At 30.5% G+C, this 18,608-nt stretch carries 17 protein-coding genes; 16 read left to right on the forward strand and 1 reads right to left on the reverse strand.

Translation table 11 applies throughout. The annotated features are described in order from the left end of the window. The first annotated feature begins 76 nt into the window (after positions 1–76). The 16 genes from MTP08_RS13235 (at position 77) to MTP08_RS13310 (ending at position 16,620) form a co-directional block, all read left to right on the forward strand. Positions 77–934: an ABC transporter permease gene (locus MTP08_RS13235; protein ID WP_243576339.1), complete on the forward strand. Its 858-nt coding sequence runs from the start codon at positions 77–79 to the stop codon at positions 932–934. 78 nt (positions 935–1,012) lie between these two features. Beyond that, entirely contained in the window at positions 1,013–2,305 is a 1,293-nt protein-coding gene (locus tag MTP08_RS13240; RefSeq protein WP_243576340.1) for an ABC transporter ATP-binding protein, read from the forward strand. Between the two features lie 213 nt (positions 2,306–2,518). Continuing rightward, a complete protein-coding gene (locus MTP08_RS13245; RefSeq protein ID WP_243576341.1) occupies positions 2,519–2,830 on the forward strand; it encodes a hypothetical protein in 312 nt (103 codons plus the stop codon). Continuing rightward, a complete protein-coding gene (locus tag MTP08_RS13250) occupies positions 2,827–3,771 on the forward strand; it encodes a GDP-L-fucose synthase family protein (protein WP_243576342.1) in 945 nt (314 codons plus the stop codon). Before MTP08_RS13245 ends, MTP08_RS13250 begins: the two co-directional genes overlap by 4 nt. A gap of 32 nt (positions 3,772–3,803) precedes the next feature. Further along, positions 3,804–4,982 (forward strand): DegT/DnrJ/EryC1/StrS family aminotransferase, encoded by a 1,179-nt coding sequence (locus tag MTP08_RS13255; RefSeq protein WP_243576343.1) that lies wholly within the window; start codon positions 3,804–3,806, stop codon positions 4,980–4,982. Between the two features lie 103 nt (positions 4,983–5,085). After that, positions 5,086–6,168 carry a GDP-mannose 4,6-dehydratase gene (gene gmd / locus MTP08_RS13260; protein WP_243576344.1) on the forward strand — a complete coding sequence of 361 codons (1,083 nt, stop codon included), beginning with the start codon at positions 5,086–5,088 and terminating at the stop codon, positions 6,166–6,168. Positions 6,169–6,195: 27 nt separating this feature from the next. Beyond that, entirely contained in the window at positions 6,196–7,011 is an 816-nt protein-coding gene (locus tag MTP08_RS13265; protein ID WP_243576345.1) for a glycosyltransferase family 2 protein, read from the forward strand. Next, on the forward strand, positions 7,011–7,880 hold the full coding sequence (locus MTP08_RS13270) for a glycosyltransferase family 2 protein (protein ID WP_243576346.1): 870 nt from the start codon (positions 7,011–7,013) through the stop codon (positions 7,878–7,880). The genes MTP08_RS13265 and MTP08_RS13270 overlap by 1 nt, the downstream gene beginning before the upstream one ends. Positions 7,881–7,882: 2 nt before the next feature. Continuing rightward, positions 7,883–8,827: a glycosyltransferase family 2 protein gene (locus MTP08_RS13275; protein WP_243576347.1), complete on the forward strand. Its 945-nt coding sequence runs from the start codon at positions 7,883–7,885 to the stop codon at positions 8,825–8,827. A gap of 4 nt (positions 8,828–8,831) precedes the next feature. Continuing rightward, the gene (locus MTP08_RS13280) at positions 8,832–9,674 is read left to right on the forward strand and encodes a glycosyltransferase family 2 protein (protein ID WP_243576348.1); all 843 of its coding nucleotides are present in this window, start codon (positions 8,832–8,834) and stop codon (positions 9,672–9,674) included. 74 nt (positions 9,675–9,748) lie between these two features. Beyond that, positions 9,749–10,762, forward strand: a complete 1,014-nt coding sequence (locus tag MTP08_RS13285; protein WP_243576349.1) for a glycosyltransferase family 2 protein — start codon at positions 9,749–9,751, stop codon at positions 10,760–10,762. A gap of 246 nt (positions 10,763–11,008) precedes the next feature. Next, positions 11,009–12,442, forward strand: coding sequence for a hypothetical protein (locus MTP08_RS13290; protein WP_243576350.1), 1,434 nt, complete (start codon positions 11,009–11,011; stop codon positions 12,440–12,442). Positions 12,443–12,631: 189 nt separating this feature from the next. Next, positions 12,632–13,783, forward strand: coding sequence for a hypothetical protein (locus tag MTP08_RS13295; protein WP_243576351.1), 1,152 nt, complete (start codon positions 12,632–12,634; stop codon positions 13,781–13,783). Between the two features lie 60 nt (positions 13,784–13,843). Beyond that, positions 13,844–15,028 carry a hypothetical protein gene (locus tag MTP08_RS13300; RefSeq protein ID WP_243576352.1) on the forward strand — a complete coding sequence of 395 codons (1,185 nt, stop codon included), beginning with the start codon at positions 13,844–13,846 and terminating at the stop codon, positions 15,026–15,028. Further along, positions 15,025–15,807, forward strand: coding sequence for a glycosyltransferase family 32 protein (locus tag MTP08_RS13305; protein ID WP_243576353.1), 783 nt, complete (start codon positions 15,025–15,027; stop codon positions 15,805–15,807). The genes MTP08_RS13300 and MTP08_RS13305 overlap by 4 nt, the downstream gene beginning before the upstream one ends. Before the next feature lie 126 nt (positions 15,808–15,933). Further along, the gene (locus MTP08_RS13310) at positions 15,934–16,620 is read left to right on the forward strand and encodes an NAD-dependent epimerase/dehydratase family protein (RefSeq protein WP_243576354.1); all 687 of its coding nucleotides are present in this window, start codon (positions 15,934–15,936) and stop codon (positions 16,618–16,620) included. A 130-nt stretch (positions 16,621–16,750) separates the two neighbouring features. Here MTP08_RS13310 and asnB read toward each other — a convergent pair whose 3' ends face one another. After that, positions 16,751–18,571, reverse strand: coding sequence for an asparagine synthase (glutamine-hydrolyzing) (gene asnB, locus MTP08_RS13315; protein ID WP_243576355.1), 1,821 nt, complete (start codon positions 18,569–18,571; stop codon positions 16,751–16,753). Positions 18,572–18,608: the final 37 nt, after the last annotated feature.

Raw genomic sequence — 18,608 nt, forward strand, 5'->3', positions numbered from 1 at the left:
TATACATCTACAGTAGCAGTATACAAGAATTCTGTAAATCAATAATTTATTATAAATTTGCAAAAAAATCCCACAAATGAATGAACCACAGCAAAAGTGGACACAAACCATTGAAGCCCATCACTCTTTATTCAAACTTAATTTAAAAGAAGTTTGGCAATACCGCGATCTTGTGTTCATGTTTGTAAAAAGAGACTTTATTGCATCTTTTAAGCAAACTATTTTGGGACCACTTTGGTTTTTCATTAATCCTATTTTAACGACTATTGTTTTCACTTTAGTTTTTGGGGGCATAGCCAATCTTCCAACAGACGGCATCCCTCCTATTCTCTTCTATCTTGCGGGTAATACACTTTGGGGATATTTCAGTACCACAATGCTGAGCGTTTCTAATGTATTTACCGGAAATGCAGGAATTTTCGGCAAAGTATATTTCCCAAGATTAGTTACTCCAATCTCTACCATCATTTCCAGCTTTATGCGGTTGGGAATACAATTGGTTTTATTTTGGATTGTATTAGGATATTATTTTTACAAAGGCGAAGTACATCCCAATTCCTGGGCGTTTTTCTTCCCTGTGTTAATTATATTTCTGGCTTTATTTTCTTTAGGATTAGGAATGATTTTCTCTTCTCTTACAACAAAATACAGAGATTTATCGTTGCTTTTAGGATTTGGAGTAAGTTTATTCATGTGGTTTACACCGGTAATTTTACCCACTTCTTTGGTGAAGCAGAAACTTGGAAGCTATGGATTCTTAGCAGATCTTAATCCTTTAACGCCGATTTTTGAATGTTTTAAATACGGTTTTATAGGTTCCGGAGACTTTGATGTTTCAAGACTTTTGATGAGTTTTGCATTCATCATTGTGGTTTTACTTCTTGGAATCGTTATCTTTAATAAATCTGAAAAATCTTTTATAGATACTGTTTAACCGAAAATTAGATGATCTATCCAGATGGATACATTGCTTTAGTTTTATCCTTTTAATTTTAACATCAAACAAAAACACATGCTTGCATTAAAAGCTGAAAATATATCAAAACAATACCGACTCGGACAGGTTGGTACAGGAACTCTTACGCATGACCTTAATCGGTTTTGGCACAAGGTAAGAGGTAAAGAAGACCCTTATCTTAAAATTGGAGAAGCCAACGATCGTTCTTCCAAAGGGAGTTCTGACTATGTGTGGTCTCTTCGTGATATTAATTTTGAAATTGAACAAGGTGATGCCGTTGGTATTATAGGTAGAAACGGAGCAGGAAAATCTACACTTCTTAAAATCTTAAGTAAAGTTACCAAACCTACAACAGGAAAAGTCTACACCAACGGAAGAATTGCATCTTTATTAGAAGTAGGAACAGGCTTTCACCCAGAAATGACTGGCCGTGAAAATATTTTTCTAAATGGCGCCATCTTAGGAATGACCCGCAAAGAGATTACGCGAAAATTTGATGAAATTGTAGAATTTTCTGGTGTAGAACGCTACATAGACACTCCTGTAAAAAGATATTCTTCCGGGATGTATGTTCGTTTGGCTTTTGCGGTGGCCGCACACTTAGAATCAGAAATCCTGATTGTGGATGAGGTTTTGGCAGTAGGTGATGCCGAGTTTCAGAAAAAATGTTTGGGAAAAATGGGCGATGTTACAAAGAGTGAGGGAAGAACTATTTTGTTTGTGAGCCATAATATGGCAGCGATATCTGCACTTTGTAATAAAGGAATTTATATAAAAAATGGTTTAATAGCATCTCAAGGAAACATTTCTCAAATTACTAGTGATTATTTGTTGAGCGATGATGGGTTTATAACTTTCATAAATGATTTTAGTAAATACAAAATTGATAACTCTATTTTTAAACCATTAGAGTTTTCTTTGTTAGATGAAAATAGAAATGTTATAGAAAACTATGCACGTAATGATAGTAATATTTTTGTCAATTTCAAATTTGAGATAAATCAGATTCATGATGATTTTAATTTTGGAATTGCTGTTTACGATTTACACGATCAAATTTTGTTTTGGTCTTTCAATACTGATGTAGAACAAGAAAAAAGAGTTTCTTTAAAAACTGGCGAGAATAAAATTGAATTACAAATACCAAAACATCTTTTAAATGAGGGAGAATATGTAATTCATCTAATGGCAAGTATACATTACAAATATTGGATAATTGAGCCCAATGTGAACTCTCCTAAAATAAATTTAAAAATTCAAGGTGGATTAAGTAACTCTGAAAAATGGCTTGAGAGAAGAAATGGAATTTTAGCACCAATAATAGAATATCACAATGTTAAAGATTAGCATCATACTTCCAAATTTCAATGGAGGGAAATACTTAGAACAGGCTATTGAAAGCTTTCTTGGACAAGATTATCTAAAAAAACAATAATAATTGTTGATGGTAAATCTACCGACGAATCCCATAATATAATAGGAAAGTGTCCCGAATTAGAAATTAACATAGAAAATCTTTTGTCCTACGGAACCATTGTCGGCTGGCAGAATATTTATTTTATGAAAAAAATATATGATAAGTATAAGATTGATGAAAGTAATAAAACATGTATGGATTATGAATTTTATCTACGTATTTGTGCATCAGAAAATATTCTTTTTGTAAAGTCTGAAAACATAGCAACCATTAACATTTTTGATGGTAATATATCTTCAGATATAAGTGGTAAACAAATTCAAGAAGCAAGAATTGTTGCTAAAAGATATGCAGACAAAATATCTTATAGTGGAAAGTTGTTTGGTACGACAAAAGTTGATATCTCTCAAAAATCAACATTATTTCAAAGATTGAAAGATATTGTAAAAAAATGAATAAATCCTCAAAAATATACATTACAGGACATCGCGGAATGTTGGGAAGCACTACTTTAAATTTATTTAAAGAAGCGGGTTATACCAATATTATTACGGCAACTCATTCCGAATTGGATCTAACTAATCAACAAGCTGTTGAAGATTTTTTCCAAAAAGAAAAACCTGAATATGTCATTCATATCGCTGCAAAAGTGGGCGGTATAAAAGCCAATATAGACAATCCTGCGATATTTCTGTATGATAATCTTATCATGCAGGCAAATGTAATCCAGTCTTCCTACAAAAACGGAGTAAAAAAGTTTGTTTTTTTAGGCAGTTCATGCATTTATCCCAAAGAATCTCCGCAACCAATGAAAGAGGAATATCTTCTCACCGGCAAACTAGAGCCAACAAATGAAGGTTACGCCATTGGTAAAATTGCAGGAATTAAGTTATTAGAAACCTATTATCAGCAATATGGTTTCAAGAGCATTAGTTTGATGCCGAGTAATCTTTACGGTCCCAATGACAGCTTTGATTTGGCACACGCTCATGTTTTGTCTTCACTTGTCAAAAGATTTGTAGATGCTAAAGAAGAAAACGCAACATCTGTTACACTTTGGGGAACCGGTATCGCAAGAAGAGAATTTTTACACGTAAGTGACTGTGCAAGAGCAATTTTATTTATGTTTGAAAACTATAATTCGCCAGAATTCATCAACATTGGTCCTGGTGATGATATCGGAATCCGACAATTGGCAGAAACCATCGCTGATAAAGTAGATTATAAAGGTGAACTGATTTGGGATGATACAAAACCAAACGGAATGCTGAGAAAATGTATGGATGTCAGCAAAATGCGAGAAACTGCATTCCAACCAAAAACAACCTTGGACCAGGGAATTGATGAGGTAATCAAAAGGTACAAAGAATTAAAAAAAAACAACACTAATGTCTAACCTAGACATAGAAAAAAAATAATGCAAAAGAGATGAAAATACCATTAATGCGCAAAGCCTTCTTAAATGAAGTCGAAACTAAAAAAGCCTTAGCAGAATTTATACTCAATGCAGACCGTTTAAGTATGGATGTGGAATGCGGGAAATTTGAAAAAAAATTCGCAGAATATCAACAATGTAAACACGCCGTTTTATTTAACAGCGGAGGAAGCGCAAATCTAGCAATGCTCCAAGCTCTGAAGAATATGGGTAAGCTGAAAGATGGGGATAAGGTCGGTTTTTCTGCGCTCACGTGGTCTACCAACACCATGCCGATTATTCAGATGAATATGGTTCCCGTGGTAATCGATGTAACTCCGGAAGTTATCAATACAACTTCGCAAAATCTATTAGAAAGATTAGAAACAACAGATCTTCAGGCACTTTTTATTACCAATATTTTAGGTTTCACAGGAGATATTGATACAATCAGACAGATCTGTGCAGAAAGAAATATTATTTTAATTGAAGACAACTGCGAATCTTTAGGCACAGAATTGCCAGAAGGAAGAACAGGAAACTTCGGAATTGGCGCCAGTTTTTCATTCTTTGTCGCACATCATATGAGTACAATAGAGGGCGGCATGGTTTGCACAAGTGATGATGATTTTGCAGAAATGCTTCGCATTGTACGAGCAAACGGATGGGACAGAAACCTGAATCCTGAACAGCAAAAAAAGTGGAGAAATCAATTTGGGATAGAAACCGAATTCGAATCCAAATATACATTCTACGATCTGGGATATAACTTCAGACCTACAGAAATTACCGGCTTTTTGGGACAATACCAAATGCAGTTTTTAGATAAAAACATCAGCTCAAGAGAGCAAAACTATCTGAGAATAGAAAAAGTAGTTCTGGAAAATCCTGATTTCCTTCAGTTGAAACATGATCATATTAATGTTCTATCCACTTTTGCATTTCCTTTTGTCTGTAAAACAGCCGCATTGAGAACACATTATTTGCAGAAATTTATGGATGCAGGAGTAGAAATACGCCCTATGATTGCAGGAAACATGCAACGCCAGCCATTTTATCAAAAATATGTAAAAGAAGTTTACAACATGCCTGGTGCAGATATGATGCACAACAATGGTTTCTACTGTGGAAATTATCCAGAACTTTTGGAAGAAGATCTCACGATTTTTGAGAGGTTAGTTTGTAAGAATTAATTTTTTTTGCCGTTTATATAACAATCTTAAATTAAGTGATTGTTCATAAATAAATTAACTAGGGAACAATTTTTAAACATGCAAAATTGCTAAATAAGACAACATGAAAGTAGCATTAATAACAGGCGTAACCGGACAAGACGGATCATATTTAGCCGAATTTCTTCTTGAAAAAGGATATGAAGTACACGGGATCAAAAGGAGAGCATCATCATTTAATACCCAAAGAATAGACCACATCTTTCGCGATTTACACGAAAAAAATGTGAAATTTAAATTACACTACGGTGATCTTACAGATTCAACGAATTTGATAAGAATCATACAAGAAATTCAGCCGGACGAAATTTATAACCTTGGTGCGATGAGCCATGTAAAGGTAAGTTTTGATTCTCCGGAATATGTTGCTAATACCGACGGAATTGGAACTTTGAGAATCCTAGAAGCCATTAGAATTTTAGGCCTTACAAAAAAAACGCGTATTTATCAGGCTTCTACTTCTGAACTCTATGGTGGATTAGAAAAGAATAAAAATGAAAAAGGTTTCTATGATGAAAACTCACCATTCTACCCTAGATCACCATACGGTGTTGCCAAAATTTATGGCTATTGGATTACCGTGAACTACCGGGAGGCTTACGGTATGTTTGCCTGCAATGGCATTTTATTCAACCATGAGTCACCAAGAAGAGGCGAAACCTTCGTTACCAGAAAAATAACCATGGCTGCAGCAAAGATAGCCCTAGGATTGCAAGATGTGTTGTACCTAGGAAATCTAAATTCACAACGAGACTGGGGCCACGCCAAAGATTATGTAGAAGCAATGTGGCTAATATTACAGCAGGAGAAACCAGAAGACTACGTCATTGCAACCGGTAAAACCACATACATTAGAGATTTTGTGCGTATGGCATTTTTGGAATTGGGTATAGAATTAGACTTCGTGGGCGAGGCAGAAAATGAAGTAGCAAAAGTAAAATCATGTTCCAATGCAGAATATCAACTTCCTATAGGCAAAGAAGTAGTGAAAATTGATCCTGCATATTACCGTCCAACAGAGGTTGATCTTTTAATTGGAGATCCTACAAAAGCCAATACAAAACTGAGCTGGATTCCTAAGTATGATGTGAAAATGTTGTGTAAAGAAATGATCAATAGTGATATAGAACTTTTTCTAAGAAAATAAAAATTCTAACTTATATTAAATAAATACATGAAGATATCAATCATAACCATTAATTACAATAATATAGAAGGTCTCCAAAAGACTTTTTCATCAATATTTTCTCAAATTTTGGAAGATTTTGAGTACATTGTTATTGACGGAGGCTCTTCTGACGGCAGTAAAGAAATTATTGAAAAAAATTCTGAAAAAATATCATATTACGTTAGTGAACCAGATGGAGGTATCTATAATGCAATGAATAAAGGCATTAAAGCCGCAAATGGCGAGTATCTGCTATTCATAAATAGTGGCGATGAGCTTTATAGCGAACAAAGTTTAGAGCTAGCAAAACCTCACCTTCACACTGACGATATAATTTCTGGCAATTTAATTTTTTCATCCGACAACCAAGATAACTTAGGAATTTCAAAACCTGAAGTAACATTTCTACAATTCTACAACGATACTATTTGGCATCCCTGTACATTCATAAAAAAATCTGCATTTGCAGAAACAGATTATTATGATGAAAATTTTAAAATTTGTTCAGACTGGAAATGGTTTCTATTAGCAGTATACAAGTATGGCAAAACTTACCGGAAAATAGATATTACAATCTCAAGGTTTTATCTTGACGGCGTCAGTTCAAATACTCAAAATCAGGACACTATAAAGAAAGAGAGAAGAGAAACTCTTGAAAAATACTTTTTTTTTAAAGAACAAGACTTCAATACTTTTAATAAATTACTAGGAGATCAGTCAAAGTTAAGAGATTACTCAAACAAAATCTCCTTGATAAAAAGATCTAGAATTCTTAAATTACTATCTCACTTTGGCCTTTTCAAATTATACAAATATTTGTAATGAATAATACTCCTCTTATATCCACCATAGTCCCTTGCTACAACCAGGCACAGTATTTAGATGAATGCCTACAGTCTGTCCTAGACCAAACCTATGAAAATTGGGAATGCATCATTGTGAATGACGGCAGCCCAGATAATACAGAGGAAGTAGCCAAACGTTGGATTGAAAGAGACTCCCGTTTCAAATATCTTAAAAAAGAAAATGGAGGTTTGTCTTCTGCCAGAAATGCGGGTATTGAAATTGCTCAGGGTGAATGGTTTCAATTTTTAGATTGTGATGATAAAATAGATGCTGACAAATTTAACCTGTCAAGTCTTTATTTTAATCACTATGATGTCGTAATTACCAATTATCAACTTTTCAGTGAAAATAATTTACACCCAGATTATTGTTCGTTTATTGATGAAAATTTATCCTTTGAAGATATTTTATTAAAATGGGATAGTAATTTTTCAATACCTATACATTGCGCTTTATTCAAAAAATTAAAAGATAAATTCCATTTTCAAGAAGTTTTGAAAGCTAAAGAAGACTTTGTCTTTTGGTTGCACTTTTTTGAAAATAATCCAAAATATATTATAATAAATAAACGTCACGCTTTTTATAGAATACATCAGGAAAGTATGACCAAAAATTATGCGCTTATGTTGGAAAATGAAACTCTTGCACAAAAATATATTATTAGGAGTTTTGACACTCCAAATATAAATGTCTACATTTTTCAAATTATTGAGAGAACAAAACAATCATTACTTAATTTAAAAGAACAAAATCAAAGATTATCTATTGAGAATACAAAACTAAAAAATTCTAGATACTTTATATACAAAACTAAGGTATTCAATCTATTAAAAAGTTTTAGATAAATATGCCAAAAGTCTCAGTCATCATCCCCAATTACAATCATGCGCCCTATCTAGTAGAGCGTATAGAAAGTGTACTCAATCAGACTTATCAGGATTTTGAAGTCATAATTCTAGATGATTGTTCTACTGACAATAGCAGAGAAGTAATTGAATCTTACAAAAACCACCCAAAAATATCTCATATCATTTTCAACGAGCAAAACTCGGGTTCTACCTTTAAGCAATGGAAGAAAGGCATTGATCTAGCTAAAGGAGAATGGATCTGGATCGCAGAGAGCGATGATTTTTGCGAAGCTAATTTTTTAGAAACTCTTATACCTACTTTACTTAATGATCCAAGTATTTCTATTGCATATAGCCAAAGCTACACTTTAGTAGATGAAGATAATATTCTAATAAAAGGGCAAAGAGCACCTATGGTAAGTAGAATTGCGAAAGAAGATTTTCTAAACCAATACCTTATTAATGGAAATTCGATTTACAATGCGAGTATGGCAATCTTTAATAAGAAATTATTTTATGACATCAAAAATGAAGATTATATGCATTATAAATTTTGTGGAGATTGGATATTTTGGGGAGAATTAAGTCAAAAAGGAGACGTTTTGAGATTTACACATCTACTAAACTATTTTAGGAAAAATGGAGGCACAGATGTAACCGGAAACGTTGTGAAGTCAGGCTTGAACTATATTGAAGATGTTAATGCTCTAATGTATTTCAGAAAAAATTTTATTTGCAATAATGGTCAAGTAATAAAAGCCATCAAAAGGTATTTTTTCACTTATAAAAAAGATCGTCATTTGATTACTAATGATAACTCTCATAAGATATATGACAATTTTGCTAATCATCTTGGCAAAAGGAAAATGCTTTTATGGAATATCAAATACCAAAAAAACAGCATAGCGTTAAGTATTTATAACAAACTAAAAGAAAACATTTAATGCAATGACGAGAGAGGTTAAAATATCTATAATAATTGCTAATTATAATAATGGTCATTTTTTCAAAGACTGTTACGAAAGCTTATTAGCACAAACTGCAAAAACCTGGGAAGCTATTCTTATTGATGATTGCTCTACAGATAATTCTGTAGAAATCATCACAAGACTTATAAAGGATGATAATAGATTCAGATTCTATAAAAATGAAAAAAATTTAGGTTATCAATCCACCTTAGTAAAAGGCATAGAATTATCTAATACACAAATATTTGGACGTCTAGATCCCGATGATGCACTTATGCCCGATGCACTTCAACTATCATTAGACACCCATATGAAAAATCCCAATGTGGGTCTTGTCTATTCTAACTTAATCATTTGTGATAACCAATTAAAACCGATAAGTGTCCAAAAAGGTAAGCAAATTTCTTCAGAAAATTTCTTTGTAGGAGAAATATCTCATTTTGCAACTTTTAAAAAAGATATATATGCTAAAACATCCGGTATAAGTATAAATAATAAAAGAGCAGAAGATAAAGATATTTATCTAAAAATGTGTGAAGTAGCACCAGCATTTTATATTGACGCAGATCTATACAAGTACCGTATCCATGGTGGAGGTGCTTCTACCAACCAGAATATAGACAAAGCTTACTTCTGGTATTGGGTAGCTTTAATAAAAGCTTCTGAGAGACGCGATATAAACATTGAAAATCTATTCTTACAAGAATTTGTAAGACGATATCAATATAATATTTTACAAAACAAATTATCAAAAATTAAAAAATCTCGACTTCTGAGACTTTTTAATAAGTTAGGTTTGTTCAAAGCTTATAAAGACTTATAAATAATATCCAAACTTTACATTATATAAATTATTATTTATCCAATCTCATAAACGACAACCATGGTCGATAAACTATGAAAACAAGCAAACCACTTTTCAGTATTATAGTCCCTATTTATAATGTAGAAAAATATATTTTAAAGTGCATAGACAGTATAATTTCTCAATCTTTTTCAGATTTTGAGTTGCTAATTGTAGATGATGAATCGCCTGATGACTCTGTCGCATTGATTAATGCTAATTTTGAAGATACTAGGATAAAAATATTATCAAAAAAAAATGGGGGACTAGGTGATGCAAGAAATTATGGTCTCAGGCATGCAGAAGGTGATTATGTTTGGTTTCTAGATAGTGATGATTACACTAAAGATTCTGACGCACTTCTTAAATTGCAAAAAGCAATTTTAAAAACCAAAAAACAAACAGAGATTCTAGTTTTCAATATGGACGTTGTTTTCGAAAACTCAGATAGATCTGATTATATTGTCGAAAATGCATCTGAAAATACAGAAATGCTAACTGGTTTTGACTATATAGATAAATACAACGTATTTCCCTACAATGTTCCCAGCCAATGTTATAAAAAAGGCTTCTTGGTAGATAACCAATTCTACTTTATTCGTGATTTATTTTTTGAGGACATTTACTTAAACCTCGACATTTACCATAAAGCAAGATATGTATTTGGTATAAAAGAGACTTTATATACGTATAATAGAAGAGACAACTCTATAACTGGCTCTCAAACAAATAGCAAGCATTTATTATCTCAAGCGAAAGTTTTAGCAAAAGTTCATAAATTCTATAAAGATAAGTTGCTCCCTAACAAATATTTAATTGACCGAATTCAGATAGAGTACGACCGCACAAAGAATTTCTACAGATCATTTGACAAATTGATTGATTCAGAACTTAATGTAATTTTGAAAAGTATTAAAATCCCAACAAGAAAAAATGAAACATTAACAAGAAAATTGGAAAAACTATTATTCTCACTGTTTCCTATATTAGTATTAAAAAATCAGTTTTTTTTTAGAAAACTTAATACATTGGCGAACCTAATCAAAAAAAATGATTGTGAAAAATAAGTATTAATAAATATGTACACAAAACTAATAAACATCTCATTATTATCATATATTCATTTTACAACTATTTTTATAATTTTTGTATTGTTTTCTTTTCTAAAAATAAGTTTTATAAATCTTATATTGCCTTTAAGCTTTATAGTATTATTCATAATAAGCATTACCATAATAAAAAATATTTGGTCACTTATATATTATACTATAATTTTTGTTGTCTCACTCATATTATTTTATTTTATATATGACATGTCTTATGACGGACAAGCCTACCACCAATCAGCTGTTTATCATTTGGCTAAAGACTTTAATCCTTATTTTGACAGATTAACAATTAATAACACACAATATTTTACTTACATAAATCATTATCCAAAAATATCAGAAATTGTATCTGGTTGTATATATGCGTTTACAGATAAAATACAATCAGCAAAATGTTTTAATTTTATTTTTATGATCTCAAATATTCTATTAGGTATTTATATGATTAAAAATCTTTTAGGATTCAATAAACTATATAGTTATTTATTCAGCTTACTTATTGCCCTTAATCCTGTTGTGATAACACAAGTTTGTACGTTTTATGTTGATGGGTTGATGTATTCAGCAATTATAGCACTAATATATAGTATTTCGTTACTAATTAAATTTAATAACCCTTTAATAACTATTTCTATACTATTGCTTTCTATACTATTATGTAATATAAAATTTACCAGTTTAGTGTATTGTATAGTTCTCCTATTTTTCGCTACGCTATTTTTCTTAATTTATAAGAAAAAAAAGCAATTTCATTTTATGATAAAAAATGGACTAATGACTTTGTTATTTGGAATATTGGCATTTGGATATAATCCATACATTACTAATTTCAAAGAGGGTAATCATCCCTTTTATCCAATTTATGGTAATAAAAAAATTGATATCATAACAAACATGTTGCCATATGAATTCATTGGTAAAAATCGATTTGAAAAGTTTATGATTTCATTTTTAGGTGAGACTGATAATTTTGCAAATAATCCCAATAAATCTATTCCTGATCAAAAATATGTCAAGTTAAAAATACCTTTATCTATTTCAAAAAATGAACTATTACATATAACAAACCCTGATTTAAGAATTTCTGGCTTTGGCCCATTTTTTAGTGGGATATTTTCAATATCAATTATTTGCATTGCAATAATTGTTTGTAAAAATAGAAATGATATAAGACAGCAAATCTTATTAATAATTACTTTCTCTATTGTATTAACTATTATTATTAATCCTGAATTTTGGTGGGCAAGGTTTTCTCCACAAATATGGCTATTACCAATAATTATAGTGATGATGTTATATCGAAACCATAAAATGGCTAAAATTAAGTATATTTCATGGGCATCAATATTTCTTATTTCAGCTAATGTTTTTTTGTTTTTGACATCAAATATCTACTACAATTTAAAAAGTTCTTTACGGATTTGGAAAAATATTGAAATATTACAAAGTTCTAAAGAAGCTGTTTTTATACAGCAAAACGTTTTTGAAATGGACTTCTTAAAACTTAAGGAAAATAACATAAAATATAAAACTACAAACTCTCCATTATCAGATAAATACAGAAATAATTTATTTGATGGAATGACCATCTATCAAGGCAATAGATTCATTAATACTTTACTAGATTCTTTAAATTAATCTACGAATTCCCATTTTTAATCATAACACTAAAATCAGCAGTCACTTTGTAATTCGGTAGAAATTTTAACACATTGAAAATAAAGAAGTTTAAACTCCTGCGAAATGACAAAAAATTTAAAAACTAAATTGTTACGAATTACAAAATATTCATAAAAAAATCTATTTCAATAATTTGACAATAATTCTATGCTAAAATATTTAAACTTTATTTCAAAGTATATTATTCTTCTTTATATTGTTGGCTTATTATACATTTTTTTGACAACAGGTAATACTTTAGGGCAAGAAAAATACCTGAATTATACTAGTGGATATATAAGAAGAGGCTTTGTAGGAGAACTTCTTTTTCTGTTGATTAAGCATTTTAACATTTCTATAGAATTATTAGAATACAATCTTAGCATTACAATAAAAGTTATTGCTTTATTATTAGTAAATACTTTAATTTATATAAAAAAAATAAATTTTTTCTTGATTTTTTCTCCTCCTCTGATGCTGGCAGGATTTCAATTTTCTGCGGGAGAACAATATACATACGGTTATCTTGATTTTTTATTATTACTTATATTTCTAAGTCAAATTATAATATATTACCGAAAAAACAACTTTACACTCTATTGCATCTTGGGGATTATTGGGATATTAATTCATGAGGTATATTTCTTTATTACTATTATTCCTTCCTTCTTCATTTTAGGAAATAAAAAAAAGCTTATTATATACATAATATTATCTAGTTTTCTTTTCTTGTTACAAGGAATTTTCAAAGGAAATATCCATCAAGTTGAAATTATTAATCAGAATTGGAATAAGCTAGGAGTTTATAATAAAAATATAGATGTCCTGAAAAAATTTGTTTCTACAGGTAGTATAAATTATTGGTGGAACATGATCAAAACCACTCCTCAAAAAATCGGATTTATGCTAAATAATTTATATATATTATTTTTCATAATGCTTTTTGCCTTCAAAACTCAAGCAGACAAAAAAAATATAAAATGTCTAATAATTTTGTTATGTTTTCAAAATCTTGTTTTCCTTAGCTTGTCTATCATTGCAAACGATTTCGGTAGATGGTATTTTCTGTTATTCACTTCAATAGTATTATTTTATTATATAAAAGATGCAAAGATTAATATTTGTAATAATAGAATTAATTCAAATTCTTTTGTTTTTACAACATTTACAAAAATTTTGGCAATAATCCATCCTTATAGATATATTGTATATTTGTTAATGGGACTTCCTTTTGGAAACTGGACATTTAATTTCTTTTATCATTCATTAGTTATAAAGAATATTTTAAAATATTCAAACTCTTTTTTTTATTTTCTTTAATGCGAAAAACTGTTAATTCTTTAAATTTTCATTACTACACATTCTAATTATTTTATATCCATGCTGTTTTACAAATACATAATAAATTTTATTTGTCTTTTTATCCCCGCGAAAAACCGTAGAAAAAGGAGAAGTGAGTTATTATTATTGCCTTATATCTTTGGAAAAAATCTTAAATCTAGAACTGGATATAAAAAGTTTTCTTCTCATAAAGTTACACAAAAGTCTATTCTTATTGTAGAACCAAATCCTTATCATTTCGAAATATTACCTGGTTTTTGCAAATACTTTCAAGATTTAGGTTATAATGTGGATGTTATAGCTCAGCCTGATCTAAAAGAAGATTCTCCCTTTATTCATTACCCTCATCTTCCTACTGTTTTTTATCTCTCACCTAAGTATCAAAAAAAAGCTTTGTCACAATCCAAAATAAGAGATTACGACTTTGTTTTCCTTAGCACATCAGTTTTGTGGGCAGACAATATAAGAGATTCTTACATCAATTGGTTAGGCTTTGAGCCAAAAGGGAAATACGGATTTTTTATGGTAGAACATAATGTAATTCCTTACGTGAAAGATTATGGACATGAAAAATATGTCAATCAAAATCGCATTTTCACACTTGCTAGTCAATATAGTATTCCCATGTTTAATCCACATTATTTTGGAGAAATAAACATAAAAAATAAATCTCCAAAAACTGTTTTTTCTACAATTATTAAAGAAAAGCAAAATATTAAATTATTATTGGAAACCTGTACAAAATTGGTTAAGAATGGTTACAATAACTTTGAAATAATCGTAACAGGGCGTACAAGTATTACAGAAATTCCAGATGATTTGCAAAGCTTTATAAAATTTACAGGTAAAACAACCTTTACAGAACTTTGGAAAGTGTATCGGTCATCTGATTTTATTATTCCTATGCTTAATCCTGAAATTGCAGGACATCAACGATATAGAGATGGTACGATAACGGGAAGTTGGCAAACAATGCTGGGTTTTGCAAAACCATTGGTTATTCATTCGCAATTTTCAGAAACTTATAGACTAAATGTTTCTAACGCCATCATATTCAATGAAAATTCAGAACTTAGTACAGCCTTACAAACCTGTATTAATATGAAAAATGATGCATATCTTAAATTGCAAGAAAATATTAAATTCCTTTCAGACCAGATATATAAAGAATCATTAGAAAATCTTAAATTTGGCATCAACACAAATTCTTCTGCACAACAATGATCCCCAAAAAAATACATTACTGCTGGTTTGGCGGACAACCCAAGCCACAATCTTTTTTTATCTGCCTAGATTCTTGGAAGAAAAATCTTCCCGATTTCGAGATTATTGAATGGAATGAATCTAATTTCGACATCAACTGTTGCGAATATGTAAAGTTGGCTGCAGAAAATAAAAAATGGGCTTTTGTATCAGATTATTGTCGTGCTTTAGCCTTGTTTGAACATGGAGGAATATATATGGATATAGATGTAGAAGTAAAATTTCCTTTAGACGAATTTCTTATACATCGTGCATTTTCAGGTTTCGAAATCAAAGGCTCTCCCTTTACTGCACTTTGGGCAACAGAACCAGGTCACCCGTGGCCAAAAAAAGTGTTGGATTTTTACAACGAAAAGAATGATTTTGACCTCACTACAAATACTGTTTTTGTTTCTGATCTCCTCACAAACCACTACAAAGCAGATTCTACAAGAGATGAATACCAAGAATTAGAAGATGGTATTGCAATATATCCATCAACTTACTTTTGTTTAGATTTACCAAAAAATTATGCAACACATCATTTTATAGGAACTTGGCATGAGAGAGATACGCCCAATCCTTTTAAAGATTTTGTCCATTCTTATTTTCACCTCAAAAATATTGCAGAAATTAAAGAGGGCAAAAAAGAAATTCACAATACAATTAATAATATGAAAATGATTTCGGCAGATGATGTTTTGAATCAGTTTCCCCTTAAAATGCTTGTAAAACATATTTTAAGACGATTAAAATCTTAATTTCAGTAATTTTACCAAAAATATCCGTGATGAATAAAAAAAACACTTTAATTTCTAATATAAGCCTAGAATTTTTAAGATTGAAGAATAATTGTAACACACTTACAAACTGATAAAAAAAGATATATGATTGTAGGAAATGGTCTTATTGCCAAACTTTTCAAAGATTGCGATAAGAAAAACGTTATTTTTTTTGCATCTGGGGTTTCAAATTCATTGGAAAAAAGAAAAGAGGAATTTTTAAGAGAAGAAAATCTCATAAAAATAACTATTAATGAAAACCCAGATAAAATTTTTGTTTACTTCTCAACCTGTAGTATTTACGATTCTTCAAAAACAGAAAGTGAATACGTTATGCACAAGCTCAAAATGGAGCAGATAATTAAAAATTCTTGTGAAAAATACTTAATTCTGAGAGTTAGCAATGCGGTAGGAAAAGGCGGAAATCCAAATTTATTAATGAATTATCTTATAAGCAGTGCTCTTAGCGGTAAAACAATTAATGTTCATACAAAAGCATCCCGTAATTTAATAGATGCAGATGATGTAAAAAGCATTACACTGCAATTGATAGACCTTCCGGATTCAAATAAAATAGTAAATCTCGCCTATATCCACAATTATACGATCATAGAAATTTTGGAAATAATAGAATCTTTTTATAATACAAAACTAAATCTAAATCTCATCCGCAGCGGATCAGGATATGAGATTAACGTCCCAGATGTTGAAAACTTTTTCATTAAAAATACATTAACTAATAAAGAAAGCTATCTACATAATATTTTAAAAAAGTATTATTCCGCAAAGTAATCTCCTTAAATTAATATTTCTATTAACGTACTAACAAACCTATAAATGATTATGAGATATAGAATATATCTCAAGGACAGCTTTTTTATATTTTAAGAGAATTGAAATGGAAAATTAAAAGCTAAATTCATCAATGCTTATCCATCCAAATTCCTAAAACCAACAACGACCAATGCTTATAATTGTAGTTGAGCTGTTTCTGAACTTCCTTAAAATCTAGTTTTTTGAAAATTTTAGACGATGGGGTTTTTAGAATTTTTTCGGTAAGCATTTCCATTTCTGAAATCTTTAGCCAATCTGAGATAGGTGCTCCAAACCCCTGTTTCTTCTTGTTTAATATGTTGGAAGTAAGTAATTCTCCAAACGCATTTCTCAGAATAATTTTAGTTTCTGTAGAATTCACTTTATATTCAGCTGGAAGAGAGACACAGAACTCCACCAAATTCACATCTAAAAATGGCGTTCTCAACTCAATAGAATGCATCATTGCAATACGATCGTCTTTCACCAAATAATCTCCAGGAATAATATTTGTGAGATCCATTTTCAGACATGTATTCAAATTATTTTTATCTAATACAAATGGGTAATGATGTTGATAATTCAAATTATTTTTAAGCAATGATGCGGTTTCCTGAATTGAAAAATTACCATGTACTTTTCCTTTCTGGTAGGAAATTATATCTGGAAATTTTGCTCTGAAAATTTTATCCAAAAAATATTGCTGGGATTTTTTGAAACCTAATTTTTCACTTATCGTAGAGCATATTTTATAAATTGATAAAAAACTTGGATTGGAACTTCCTTTTTCTAAAATCTCGTTTTCTTTCTGATACCATCCATAACCTCCAAATAACTCATCGCCAGCATTTCCTGTAATTACAACAGTCATATTTTTAGCAGCTTCTTTGCAAATGGTATATGTAGCCAAAATTGCTGTGTCTGCAATTGGCTCATCCATTTTTGTAAGAACTTCTACTAATGTTGATGCAATTTCCGACTGCTGAAGTGCTATTTCTTTATGATTTGTTTTATATTTTTCTGCAATGTTTCTTGCATCGGGCATTTCATCCCAATCTCCTTCATACTGAAAGCCAAGAGTTGTAAGATCTTTTATTTTTTTTGAAGATAGTGCAACTAAGGTTCCGGAATCTAGTCCGCCACTAAGGAAAGCACCCACTTTTACATCGGCTATAAGTTGCTTTTCAACAGATCTTTCAACCAGATTTTTAAATTCTGTAAGAGCTTCTGTTTCAGAAATTTTCAGTTCTTCATTGGATAAATGCCAATATTGAGAAATAGTAATTTCACCTTTTTCATAAATAAGTTGATGTGCGGGTGGTAATACCTTAATATTTTTGTAAATACATTGTTGGCTATCTACATACATATGTCTTAAAAAATGATGAATTGCCTCATCATTCAACTGAGGATCAACAAGACCTGTAGATAAAATTGCTTTAATCTCTGAAGAAAAAATAAATTCTCCATTCTTACCAATAGCATAATAAAATGGTTTTTCTCCAAATCTATCTCTTGCGCAGAATAATTTTTGATGTTCTTCATCCCAAACAGCTAGCGCAAACATTCCGTTTAAATAATTCGGCAAATTAATACCATGTTTCTGAAACAAAGCCAAAATAACTTCTGTATCGGTATTGCTTTGAAATGGATATTCTAGCAAATTTTCTTTTAGATCTCTATAGCCATAAATCTCTCCATTGAAAACAATGCATTCATTTTTTGTATTAGAGTACATTGGTTGATGACCTTCAACCGATAAATCTACAATTGCTAATCTTCTAAAACCCAAAAAACAATTCCGGAAAAACTCATGTCCTTCATCATCCGGCCCTCTATGCAAGATAGAGTCTGTCATTGTTTTTAACGTTTTTTCATAGAATTTATCTTCAAGAATATTTTGTTTTACAATTCCCGCAATCCCACACATAAGTCATTTATTATTTAACAAAATTAAGATTAATTTT

The sequence above is a fragment of the Chryseobacterium oryzae genome (assembly GCF_022811665.1).
In the GTDB taxonomy this organism is placed as follows: Bacteria; Bacteroidota; Bacteroidia; order Flavobacteriales; family Weeksellaceae; genus Chryseobacterium; species Chryseobacterium oryzae.